The sequence below is a fragment of the Paenibacillus sp. FSL k6-2145 genome, from assembly GCF_037976585.1.
Lineage (GTDB): Bacteria > Bacillota > Bacilli > Paenibacillales > Paenibacillaceae > Paenibacillus.
In genome coordinates this window covers 1,269,617-1,282,123 of sequence record NZ_CP150267.1, presented here as the reverse complement: position 1 = coordinate 1,282,123, position 12,507 = coordinate 1,269,617, and the positions used below count along the sequence as shown (strand labels likewise).

Genomic DNA, 12,507 nt, shown 5'->3' with positions numbered 1-12,507 from the left:
GAAATTTTTAAAGTGAGTAGACATTGAGGGGTGAGTTTAAGTTGGCAGGACATCTTGTTCAATATGGTCGACGCACTCGGCGCAGTTATGCACGAATTAACGAGATACTCGAAGTTCCGAACCTGATTGAAATCCAGCAAAAATCCTATGATTGGTTTTTGGAGGAAGGGTTGCGCGAAATGTTCCAGGATATCTCGCCGATCCAGGATTTTACAGGTAACTTGATTTTGGAATTTATCGATTACAGTCTCGGTGAACCGAAGTATACAGTAGACGACGCGAAAGAGCGTGACGTTACTTATGCAGCACCGCTTCGGGTCAAAGTCCGGCTCATTAATAAGGAAACCGGCGAAGTCAAAGAGCAGGAAGTATTCATGGGAGATTTCCCGCTGATGACCAACACGGGCACATTTATTATTAATGGTGCGGAACGGGTTATTGTCAGCCAGTTGGTTCGCTCTCCTAGCGTTTACTTCAGTACCAAAGTAGATAAAAACGCCAAAAAAACGTATACCGCTACAGTTATTCCTAACCGCGGCGCTTGGTTGGAACTGGAGATGGACGCGAAGGATGTTGTTTACGTCCGGATCGACCGTACACGTAAAATACCGGTTACGGTTCTCTTGCGTTCACTTGGTTTTGGCACAGATGCTGAGATTCTGGATCTGCTCGGTAATGACGAATATATCCGCAACACACTGGACAAAGACAACACGGATTCCACGGAGAAAGCACTCATTGAGATCTATGAGCGTCTTCGTCCGGGCGAGCCTCCAACGCTGGATAATGCGAAAAGCTTGCTCGTAGCACGTTTCTTTGATCCAAAACGTTATGACCTGGCTAATGTAGGTCGTTACAAAATGAATAAAAAACTTCACATCAAAAACCGTTTGTTTAACCAACGCTTGGCTGAGTCACTTGTAGACGCTGAGACAGGTGAAATCATTGCTGAAGCAGGTCAAATGGTTGATCGTCGTTTGTTGGATGAAATCATGCCGTATCTGGAGAAGAGCGTTGGATTCCGCACGTATCACGTGGGTAACGGCGTTTTGGATGCCAATGATATCCCTATGCAAACGATTGATGTGTTCTCACCAACTGAAGATGGTAAAGTGGTCAAACTGATTGCCAATGCAAACATTGACAAGTCCGTTAAAAACGTGACACCGGCGGATATCATTTCGTCCATCAGTTATTTCCTTAACCTTCTGCAGGGAATTGGTAGCACGGATGATATCGATCATCTGGGTAACCGTCGTTTGCGTTCGGTGGGTGAACTTCTGCAGAACCAGTTCCGTATTGGTTTGTCCCGTATGGAGCGTGTGGTTCGTGAGAGAATGTCCATTCAGGATGCTAACGTAATTACACCACAGGCTTTGATTAACATACGTCCTGTTATTGCATCGATTAAAGAGTTCTTTGGTAGCTCTCAGTTGTCACAGTTTATGGATCAAACGAACCCTCTGGGTGAGTTGACACATAAACGTCGTTTGTCCGCACTCGGACCCGGTGGTTTGACGCGTGAGCGCGCAGGTATGGAAGTGCGTGACGTCCATCCATCCCACTATGGCCGTATGTGTCCAATCGAGACTCCAGAGGGACCAAACATCGGTTTGATCAACTCCTTGTCTACGTTCGCCCGTGTGAATGAATATGGCTTCATTGAAGCTCCATATCGTTGGGTTGATCCGAAGACAGGTATTGTAACAGAACAAATTGATTACCTGACAGCGGACGAAGAGGACAACTATGTTATCGCGCAAGCGAATGCGAAGTTGAACGAAGACGGTACATTTGAAGAAGAAGCGATCATTGTACGTTACAACAAACAGTCGGATAACATCCTTACGATGCCGAGTGAGCGAGTTGACTACATGGACGTATCTCCTAAACAGGTTGTATCCGTCGCTACAGCGCTGATCCCGTTCCTTGAGAACGATGACTCCAACCGTGCACTCATGGGATCAAACATGCAGCGGCAGGCGGTTCCACTCTTGATTCCTAAAGCACCACTTGTAGGAACAGGTATGGAGCACAAAGCTGCAAAAGATTCTGGTGTATGTATTGTCTCCGATTATGACGGAATTATTGAACGTTCTTCTGCGAACGAAATTTGGCTCCGTCGTGTTGAAGAAGTGGACGGTCAGGAAGTTAAAGGCGATATCGTTAAATATAAATTACACAAATTTATGCGTTCGAACCAAGGAACATGCATTAACCAGCGTCCGATTGTCAAAAGAGGTGCTGCTGTCAAAGCTGGCGATATCCTCGCTGATGGTCCTTCAACGGAAATGGGTGAATTGGCTCTGGGACGTAACGTTGTTGTTGCCTTCATGACTTGGGAAGGTTACAACTACGAGGATGCGATCTTGCTCAGTGAAAAACTCGTTAAGGAAGATGTATACACATCCATCCACATTGAGGAATATGAGTCAGAAGCACGTGATACCAAGCTTGGACCTGAAGAGATCACACGTGACATCCCTAACGTTGGGGAAGAAGCGTTGCGTAACTTGGATGAGCGCGGTATTATCCGCATCGGTGCTGAGATTAGTGCTGGCGACATTCTGGTTGGTAAAGTAACACCTAAGGGTGTAACAGAGCTGACAGCAGAAGAACGTCTCTTGCATGCGATCTTTGGTGAGAAAGCACGTGAAGTACGTGATACTTCCTTGCGTGTACCACATGGTACTGACGGTATCGTAGTAGACGTGAAAGTATTTACCCGTGAAAACGGTGATGAACTGCCTCCAGGTGTTAACCAACTCGTTCGTGTCTATATCGCTCAAAAACGGAAAATTTCCGAGGGTGATAAAATGGCCGGACGTCACGGTAACAAAGGGGTCGTGGCCCGCATCTTGCCGGAAGAAGATATGCCTTTCCTGCCAGACGGTACACCGGTTCAGATCGTTCTTAACCCACTGGGCGTACCTTCCCGGATGAATATCGGTCAAGTACTTGAGGTTCACTTGGGTATGGCGGCGATGCAACTGGGTATTCACGTAGCAACTCCTGTATTCGACGGAGCGAAGGAGTATGACGTCTTCGATACGATGGAAGAAGCAGGTATGCAACGTAATGGTAAAACTGTCCTGTATGATGGTCGTACAGGGGAAGAGTTTGAACGTGAAGTTACCGTAGGTGTCATGCACATGATCAAATTGGCACACATGGTTGATGATAAAATCCATGCCCGTTCCACGGGTCCTTACTCACTTGTTACGCAACAGCCATTGGGTGGTAAAGCCCAATTCGGTGGACAGCGTTTCGGGGAGATGGAAGTATGGGCGCTTGAGGCATACGGTGCAGCTTATACACTGCAAGAAATCTTGACTGTTAAATCCGATGATGTTGTTGGTCGGGTTAAAACGTATGAATCCATTGTCAAAGGTGAGAATGTTCCGGAACCAGGCGTTCCTGAATCATTCAAAGTATTGATCAAAGAGCTGCAAAGCTTGGGTATGGACGTTAAGATTTTGAGCGAAGATGAGCAAGAGATTGAAATGAGAGAAATGGACGATGAAGATGACGCTGCGAGCGATAAGCTCAGCCTCAACCTTGAGGGTACAGAGGTCGGAGCGGAATAAACCGCTTCGAGCGCATGATGACCGGCGTTTTTCATCAGGCTCGCGTCTTGCTCCGGCTTCGGCCGGAGTGGGCGTAACCTAGAATACAGGAATTGGTTAAGGAGGGTTGCTCCTTGTTGGACGTCAACAATTTCGAATACATGAAGATCGGGCTTGCTTCCCCAGAGAAAATTCGTTCTTGGTCCCGCGGAGAAGTGAAAAAACCGGAAACGATCAACTATCGTACGTTGAAACCGGAAAAAGAAGGGCTGTTCTGCGAAAAGATTTTTGGCCCTACAAAAGACTGGGAATGTCATTGCGGTAAATACAAACGCGTCCGTTATAAAGGCGTTGTCTGTGATCGTTGTGGCGTTGAAGTAACACGTGCGAAAGTACGCCGCGAACGGATGGGCCATATTGAGCTCGCTGCTCCGGTATCGCATATCTGGTACTTCAAAGGTATTCCGAGCCGTATGGGTCTTGCTCTGGATATGTCTCCAAGATCTCTTGAAGAGATTATTTATTTTGCATCATATGTTGTAACTGATCCAGGAGAAACTCCACTGGAGAAAAAACAGCTGTTGTCCGAGAAAGAATACCGCAGCTACCGTGAAAAATACGGCTATGGTTTCCAGGCTGGCATGGGCGCAGAAGCGGTTAAAAAATTGCTTCAAGACCTTGACATAGACAAAGAGCTCGAGTTCCTGAAAGAAGAGCTCCGGACTGCGCAAGGACAACGTCGTAATCGTGCAATCAAACGTCTGGAAGTTATCGAAGCATTCCGTAACTCCGGCAACAAGCCAGAGTGGATGATCATGGATGTACTTCCTGTTATCCCACCGGAACTTCGTCCAATGGTACAGTTGGATGGCGGACGTTTTGCAACGTCTGACCTGAATGACTTGTATCGCCGTGTAATCAACCGGAACAACCGTCTGAAACGTCTGCTTGATCTGGGCGCGCCAGATATTATCGTGCAAAATGAAAAACGGATGTTGCAGGAAGCTGTTGACGCATTGATCGATAATGGTCGTCGTGGACGCCCGGTAACGGGTCCTGGTAACCGTCCATTGAAATCTCTCAGCCACATGCTGAAAGGTAAACAAGGACGTTTCCGTCAGAACTTGCTCGGTAAACGGGTTGACTATTCTGGTCGTTCCGTTATCGTTGTTGGACCTTACCTGAAAATGTATCAGTGTGGTCTGCCAAAAGATATGGCACTTGAATTGTTCAAGCCTTTTGTTATGAAAGAGCTTGTTAATAAAGGGCTTGCCCACAACATCAAGAGCGCGAAACGTAAAGTTGAGCGTGTAAGTCCTGAAGTATGGGATGTTCTTGAAGAAGTAATCAAGGAGCATCCGGTTCTGTTGAACCGTGCCCCTACGCTTCACAGACTCGGTATTCAAGCATTTGAACCGATTCTCGTTGAAGGTAAAGCAATTCGTCTTCACCCGCTCGTATGTACGGCATACAATGCCGACTTTGACGGTGACCAAATGGCCGTGCACGTTCCGTTGTCCGCTGAAGCTCAAGCGGAAGCACGTATCCTGATGCTTGCATCTGGTAACATTTTGAACCCGAAAGACGGTAAACCGGTTGTTACTCCTTCCCAGGATATGGTGCTTGGTTCTTATTACCTCACTATGGACAACAAGGAAGAAAAGGGCACAGGTATGATCTTGCGTACAGTTAACGAAGCTGTATCGGCATACCAACGTGGTACTGCTGGTCTGCATGCGCGTGTAGCTATTCCGGTTAAGGCGCTTGGTAAAACAAGCTTCACGGAAGAACAGCAAGAAGGAATGTTGCTGACAACTATCGGTAAAATTATCTTTAATGAAATTTTCCCGGCAAGCTTCCCGTATATCAATGATGCGACTCGTGCTAACCTATACCAAGGTACTGCAGATCACTCATTTGTATATGAAAAAGGTGCTGATCTCAGAGAAGCTATTATGAATGCTCCTCTGGCTGGCGGTGTCGGTAAAGAATACCTCGGCTCCATCATTGCACGTTGTTTTGAAATTTATCACACAACGGAAACAGCCGTTATTTTGGATAAAATCAAACAACTTGGATTCACATACTCTACACGTGCCGGTATTACGGTTGCGGTATCTGATGTTATCGTTCCGCCTGAGAAGTTTGAAATTCTTAGACAGTCTGAGGAAAAAGCACAAATCGTTACGAATCAGTACCGTCGTGGTCTGATTACGAATGAAGAGCGCTATGACCGTATCATTGATATCTGGTCAAAATCCAAAGATGACATCACTGAGATTCTGATGAAGTCCATGGATCGTTACAACTCGATCATGATGATGGTAGACTCCAAAGCACGGGGTAACAAATCGCAAATCACCCAATTGGGCGGTATGCGTGGTCTGATGGCCAACCCATCCGGTCGTATTATCGAACTCCCAATCAAATCGAACTTCCGTGAAGGTCTGACGGTACTCGAGTACTTTATCTCCACTCACGGAGCGCGTAAAGGTTTGGCGGATACAGCCCTGCGTACAGCCGATTCAGGTTACCTGACTCGTCGTCTCGTAGACGTAGCCCAAGACGTAATCGTGCGTGACGATGATTGTGGTACAGATAAAGGCTTTACGGTAAGTCGTATCCAGGATGGTAAAGAGGTTATTGAAGATCTCTACGACCGTATTGAAGGCAGATACTGCTTCGAGACAGTTCGTCATCCGGAAACGAAAGAAATCATTGCAGGTCGCAATGAATTGATTGACTCCGATAAAGCAGAAGCGATCATCAAAGCGGGAATCACCAAATTGCAAATCCGCTCCGTACTCAGCTGCCGTGCAAGTCATGGTGTCTGCAAGAAGTGTTATGGTCGTAACCTTGCGACAGGTAAACACGTGGAGATTGGTGAAGCAGTTGGTATTATTGCAGCACAATCCATTGGTGAGCCAGGAACACAGCTTACAATGCGTACGTTCCACACCGGCGGTGTAGCCGGAGACGATATTACGCAAGGTTTGCCGCGTATCCAAGAGTTGTTTGAAGCTCGTAATCCTAAGGGTCAAGCAACGATCAGTGAGATTGATGGTGTGGTTAAAGAGATTCGCGAAGCGAAAGATCGTCGTGAAATCGAAATTCAAGGTGAAGCGGAGTCCAAAGTATACTCTGTTACCTACGGTTCCCGTGTGCGCGTAAGCGAAGGCATGGAAATTGAAGCGGGTGACGAGTTGACAGACGGTTCCATCGATCCAAAAGAAATGCTGCGCATTAAAGGCGTACGTGGCGTACAAAACTACATTTTGCAGGAAGTACAGCGCGTATACCGTAACCAAGGCGTAGAAATCAATGACAAGCACGTTGAAGTTATGATCCGTCAAATGCTGCGTAAAATCCGCATCGTAGATGCAGGTGATACAACGCTGTTGCCAGGATCGTTCGTAGATACGCATGAGTACGAAAGAGCTAACAAAATTGCGATTCTTAGTGATAAAGAGCCAGCGGTTGCTAAACCAATCCTGCTCGGTATTACGAAAGCATCCCTGGAAACAGACTCCTTCCTCTCGGCGGCTTCGTTCCAAGAAACTACACGTGTACTGACAGATGCAGCGATCAAAGGTAAAGTCGATCAGTTGCTCGGTCTGAAGGAAAATGTAATCATCGGTAAATTGATTCCTGCAGGTACAGGTATGCATCGTTACCGCAGCATCAAATTTGCTGAGCCAGAAGATGGCCAATCTTCAGTAGAAGAACTCGAGCCAGTTTCGGTTGATTAAATAGATTCCTCCTCATTTAGAGGGGAATGAAAGTTTTGTACGTCAGGAGGCGGACGCTTGTATAATGCAGGCGGACGAATCCTGATGTGCGTAAACTTTTAAAAAATGTTTTAGGATTAGCATTGACAATGCTTGCGCTAGATGCTAATATATCAAAGGTGCGTGGGCAGCTGATTGTACATGGTTCTATTCGGAGGAATGCACAATGTCTAATGAAAAAGCCTTGCAAGATGCTCATGTCAAAATAGGTACCAAACAGACCATGCGGATGGTGCAGACAGGTATGGCTTCTGAAGTCTATGTCGCAGAAGATAGTGATCCGCAGCTCACTTCCAAAATCATTGCTTTGTGTGAACAACACAATGTGAAGTACACGAAAGTGGATACAATGAAAAATCTCGGCAAAGCTTGCGGGATTGGAGTGGGGGCAGCTATGGCTGCTGTCGTAAAATGATAGTGTAAGGAACGTTTTTGTCCGAGAACTTTTAGGGATTCTCTAAGGCAAAAACTTTTCATTTGTCTTTTTATGAACCGCCTGGGTCTGTGGACTTAGCGAAAAGAGGTTTATAAAGAAACATGAATATTTGAGGAAGGGGGTGGCAATCACATGCCAACTATTAATCAACTGGTTCGTAAAGGACGTCAAGCAAAAGTTGAGAAGTCAAAATCTCCAGCTTTGCAAAAAGGATTCAACGCTTTGAAACGTGAATCTACTAACATCAGTGCCCCACAAAAACGTGGTGTCTGCACTCGTGTAGGTACAATGACTCCACGTAAACCAAACTCTGCACTTCGTAAGTATGCTCGTGTTCGTTTGACGAACCGTCTCGAGGTAACTGCTTATATCCCGGGAATCGGACATAACCTTCAAGAGCACAGTGTGGTATTGATCCGCGGAGGTAAAGTTAAAGACCTTGCAGGAGTTCGTTATCACATCGTTCGTGGAGCTCTCGATACTGCAGGCGTAAACAACCGTATGCAAGCTCGTTCGAAATACGGTGCAAAACGTCCAAAAGCTAAAAAAGCCTAAACCATTATAAGCAGAGAACCTGAAAGCCTTCTGGCTTAGGTCTGGAAGGTACAGGGTCTGCTGAACAAGAAAGAAAGGGGGATATCCATGCCACGCAAAGGTCCAGTTACGAAAAGAGACGTGTTGCCAGATCCGGTATACAACAGCAAGTTGGTTACTCGTTTGATCAATCGCATCATGCTCGACGGAAAACGCGGTGTTGCTCAAAGCATTCTGTATAATGCGTTCAAGTTGATTCAAGAACGTACGGGTAATGACCCGATGGAAGTATTTGAAGCAGCAATCAAGAATATCATGCCAGTCCTGGAAGTTAAAGCTCGCCGTGTCGGCGGTGCCAACTACCAAGTACCAATCGAGGTAAAACCAGAGAGACGTACTGCTCTGGGACTACGTTGGCTCGTGAACTACTCCCGCAACCGCGGTGAGAAAACAATGGAAGAGCGTTTGGCGGCTGAGATCATCGACGCTTCCAACAACACAGGCGCTTCCGTTAAAAAACGTGAAGATACGCACAAAATGGCTGAAGCGAACAAAGCGTTTGCTCACTACCGTTGGTAGGATTCAGTTCACAATAAAAAAACTTCAATTTTGAAGGGAGACCCATTTCATGGCTAGAGAGTTCTCCTTGAAAAATACACGTAATATCGGGATCATGGCTCATATTGATGCGGGTAAAACCACGACAACTGAGCGGATCTTGTTCTACACAGGACGTACGCACAAAATCGGTGAAGTACACGAAGGCGCTGCGACAATGGACTGGATGGAACAGGAACAGGAGCGCGGAATTACGATTACTTCCGCTGCAACTACCGCTGCTTGGAAAGGCCACCGCGTTAATATTATTGATACCCCGGGACACGTTGACTTCACTGTTGAAGTTGAACGTTCCCTTCGTGTATTGGACGGAGCAGTTGGTGTATTCAGTGCGAAAGAAGGCGTTGAGCCTCAGTCCGAAACCGTATGGAGACAGGCTGACAAGTACGGCGTACCTCGTATCGCATATGTAAACAAAATGGATATCATCGGTGCTGACTTCCTGAACGTTGTATCTGACATGCGTGATCGCCTTCAAGCGAACGCTGTTGCGATTCAACTTCCAATCGGCGCTGAAAATGATTTCAAAGGTATCATTGATATCGTTGCACAAAGAGCTCATATGTACAAAGATGATCTCGGACAAGATATCGAAGAAACCGACATTCCTGCAGAATTTGCAGATCAAGTTGAAGAACTTCGCAACGAGTTGATTGAGCGCGTTGCTGAACTGGATGAAGACTTGACAATGAAATACCTGGAAGGCGAAGAAATCACAATTGATGAGATCAAAGCCGTACTCCGTAAAGGTGTTGTAGATGTTAAGATCTTCCCAGTTATCTGTGGATCCTCATACCGTAACAAAGGTGTTCAACTGATGTTGGATGCTGTTATCGACTACTTGCCAGCTCCAACAGATGTACCATCAATCACTGGTCATCTTGAAGATGGAACTGAAGCAGTTCGTAAGTCCTCTGATGAAGAGCCATTCTCCGCATTGGCATTCAAAATCATGACTGACCCTTACGTTGGTAAATTGACATTCTTCCGCGTATACTCCGGTGTTCTTCAATCTGGATCATATGTATTGAATGCCACTAAAAACAAACGTGAGCGTATCGGTCGTATCCTTCAAATGCACGCGAACAGCCGTCAAGAGATTACTGAAGTTTACTCCGGTGATATTGCAGCTGCCGTAGGTTTGAAAGATACGGGTACAGGTGATACACTATGTGATGAGAAAAATCCGGTTATCCTGGAGTCAATGAACTTCCCTGATCCGGTTATCGAAATCGCCGTTGAACCTAAAACCAAAGCTGACCAAGATAAAATGGGTGTTGCTCTCGGTAAGTTGACTGAAGAGGATCCAACTCTTCGTGCTCATACTGACGAAGAAACAGGTCAAACAATCTTGGCAGGTATGGGTGAGCTTCACCTTGATATCATCATCGACCGTATGCGTCGTGAGTTCAAGGTTGAAACTACTGTGGGTAAACCACAAGTAGCTTACCGTGAAACATTCCGTGCTCCAGCGCGCGTTGAAGGTAAATTCGTACGTCAATCCGGTGGTCGTGGTCAATACGGTCACGTATGGGTTGAATTCGAACCTCTCGAGCCGGGTACAGGCAGCCAGTTCGAAAGTAAGGTTGTCGGTGGTTCCGTTCCAAGAGAATACATTCAACCTGCACTGTCAGGGATTGAAGAGCAAATGAAAAACGGCGTTATTGCAGGCTTCCCGCTTGTTGACGTTAAGGCTACAATCGTAGACGGATCTTACCATGATGTCGATTCCAACGAGATGGCATTTAAAATTGCCGGATCTATGGCGCTTAAAGCGGCTAAAGACAAGTGTAAACCAGTTCTGCTTGAGCCTATCATGAAAGTAGAAGTAACTGTTCCAGAAGAGTACATGGGTGACGTAATGGGTATGTTGAACTCCCGTCGTGGCCGCATCGAAGGTATGGATTCCCGTAGTGGAGCTCAAATCATCCGTGCTAAGGTACCTTTGTCTGAAATGTTTGGTTACTCTACAACTCTTCGTTCCGGTACTCAAGGACGCGGCGTATTCTCCATGGAACTCTCTCATTATGAAGAAGTTCCTAAGAGCATCGCTGAAGAAATCGTTGCTAAAACAAAAGGCACCGAGTAGTTTTCTCACACTGGATGCAAGTGCATAAGAATTCATTTCGGAGCACTTCATTCAGTGAAAACATAAAATTATAATTTTAAGGAGGCCACGTTCAAATGGCAAAGGCTAAATACGAACGTAATAAACCCCACGTTAACATCGGTACTATTGGTCACGTCGATCACGGTAAAACAACTCTGACTGCTGCAATCACAACTGTATTGTCCAAAACTTACGGTGGTGCTGCTGTAGCATTCGACCAAATCGACAAAGCTCCAGAAGAGCGCGAGCGCGGTATCACTATCTCCACAGCACACGTTGAGTACGAAACTGACACTCGTCACTACGCTCACGTAGACTGCCCAGGTCACGCCGACTATGTTAAAAACATGATCACTGGCGCGGCACAAATGGACGGAGCTATCTTGGTAGTATCCGCAGCTGACGGCCCAATGCCACAAACTCGTGAGCACATCTTGCTCTCCCGTCAAGTAGGCGTACCTTACATTGTTGTATTCTTGAACAAATGTGACATGGTTGAAGACGAAGAGTTGTTGGAATTGGTTGAGATGGAAGTTCGCGACCTTCTTAACGAATATGAGTTCCCAGGTGACGATACTCCAATCACTCGTGGATCCGCTCGTGAAGCACTGGCAAACCCAGATGGCGAATGGGCTCAAAAAATCGTTGAGATGTTCAAAGAGATCGACACTTACATCCCACTGCCTGAGCGTCAAACTGACAAGCCTTTCTTGATGCCTGTCGAGGACGTATTCTCCATCACTGGTCGTGGTACTGTTGCTACTGGCCGTGTAGAGCGTGGTACTGTTAAAGTCGGCGAAGAGATCGAAATCGTTGGTATCACTGAAGAAACTAAAAAATCTGTTGTAACAGGCGTTGAGATGTTCCGCAAATTGCTGGATTCCGCTCAAGCTGGTGACAACATCGGAGCACTTCTTCGTGGTGTTGACCGTAACAACATCGAGCGTGGCCAAGTTTTGGCTAAACCGGGTTCTGTTAAGCCTCACACAGAATTCACAGCTCAAATCTACGTTCTGACTAAAGAAGAGGGCGGACGTCACAAACCATTCTTCACTGGTTACCGTCCACAGTTCTACTTCCGTACAACTGACGTAACAGGCATCATCAACTTGCCTGAAGGTACTGAAATGGTAATGCCTGGTGATAACATCACTGTTACTGTTTCCCTGATCTCCCCAATCGCGATTGAAGAAGGAACTAAGTTCTCCATTCGTGAAGGCGGACGTACAGTAGGTGCCGGTTCCGTAGCATCTATCCAAAAATAATTCGGCTTAACGCTGAATAAAGCATATGCAACAGTGTACTGGAACGAGTAACATTGTATTGTAACGAAGCTTCGGAAGAGTTCTTTATCCGACATCGGATAGAGAACTCTTTTATTATGTTTAAAGTTTCGGAACCTGCGTCATACGAAATGAACATCATTTACGAGTTTAGAAGGATTGGCAAGGCAGC

Annotated in this window: 7 protein-coding genes; all 7 read left to right on the top strand. The window is 46.2% G+C overall.

The window, feature by feature from the left end; translation table 11 throughout:
• The first annotated feature begins 41 nt into the window (after window positions 1-41).
• Entirely contained in the window at window positions 42-3,587 is a 3,546-nt protein-coding gene (gene rpoB, locus NZ043_RS05765) for a DNA-directed RNA polymerase subunit beta (protein WP_091039164.1), read from the top strand.
• A 113-nt stretch (window positions 3,588-3,700) separates the two neighbouring features.
• Entirely contained in the window at window positions 3,701-7,315 is a 3,615-nt protein-coding gene (gene rpoC / locus NZ043_RS05760; protein WP_091039166.1) for a DNA-directed RNA polymerase subunit beta', read from the top strand.
• Between the two features lie 205 nt (window positions 7,316-7,520).
• A complete protein-coding gene (locus NZ043_RS05755; protein WP_047841123.1) occupies window positions 7,521-7,769 on the top strand; it encodes a ribosomal L7Ae/L30e/S12e/Gadd45 family protein in 249 nt (82 codons plus the stop codon).
• A gap of 153 nt (window positions 7,770-7,922) precedes the next feature.
• Window positions 7,923-8,345 carry a 30S ribosomal protein S12 gene (gene rpsL, locus NZ043_RS05750; RefSeq protein WP_017692070.1) on the top strand — a complete coding sequence of 141 codons (423 nt, stop codon included), beginning with the start codon at window positions 7,923-7,925 and terminating at the stop codon, window positions 8,343-8,345.
• 87 nt (window positions 8,346-8,432) lie between these two features.
• Complete coding sequence (gene rpsG, locus NZ043_RS05745) at window positions 8,433-8,903, top strand: 30S ribosomal protein S7 (protein WP_018753997.1); 471 nt, start codon at window positions 8,433-8,435, stop codon at window positions 8,901-8,903.
• Window positions 8,904-8,952: 49 nt separating this feature from the next.
• Window positions 8,953-11,031 carry an elongation factor G gene (fusA, locus tag NZ043_RS05740; RefSeq protein ID WP_091039168.1) on the top strand — a complete coding sequence of 693 codons (2,079 nt, stop codon included), beginning with the start codon at window positions 8,953-8,955 and terminating at the stop codon, window positions 11,029-11,031.
• A gap of 95 nt (window positions 11,032-11,126) precedes the next feature.
• A complete protein-coding gene (tuf, locus tag NZ043_RS05735) occupies window positions 11,127-12,317 on the top strand; it encodes an elongation factor Tu (RefSeq protein ID WP_062836181.1) in 1,191 nt (396 codons plus the stop codon).
• The last annotated feature ends 190 nt before the right edge of the window (window positions 12,318-12,507 follow it).

Bases quoted from the DNA above. Each gene is read 5' to 3' on its own strand.
- rpsL (WP_017692070.1), top strand. From the start codon at position 7,923: ATGCCAACTATTAATCAACTGGTTCGTAAAGGACGTCAAGCAAAAGTT.
- tuf (WP_062836181.1), top strand. From the start codon at position 11,127: ATGGCAAAGGCTAAATACGAACGTAATAAACCCCACGTTAACATCGGT.
- rpsG (WP_018753997.1), top strand. From the start codon at position 8,433: ATGCCACGCAAAGGTCCAGTTACGAAAAGAGACGTGTTGCCAGATCCG.
- fusA (WP_091039168.1), top strand. From the start codon at position 8,953: ATGGCTAGAGAGTTCTCCTTGAAAAATACACGTAATATCGGGATCATG.
- NZ043_RS05755 (WP_047841123.1), top strand. From the start codon at position 7,521: ATGTCTAATGAAAAAGCCTTGCAAGATGCTCATGTCAAAATAGGTACC.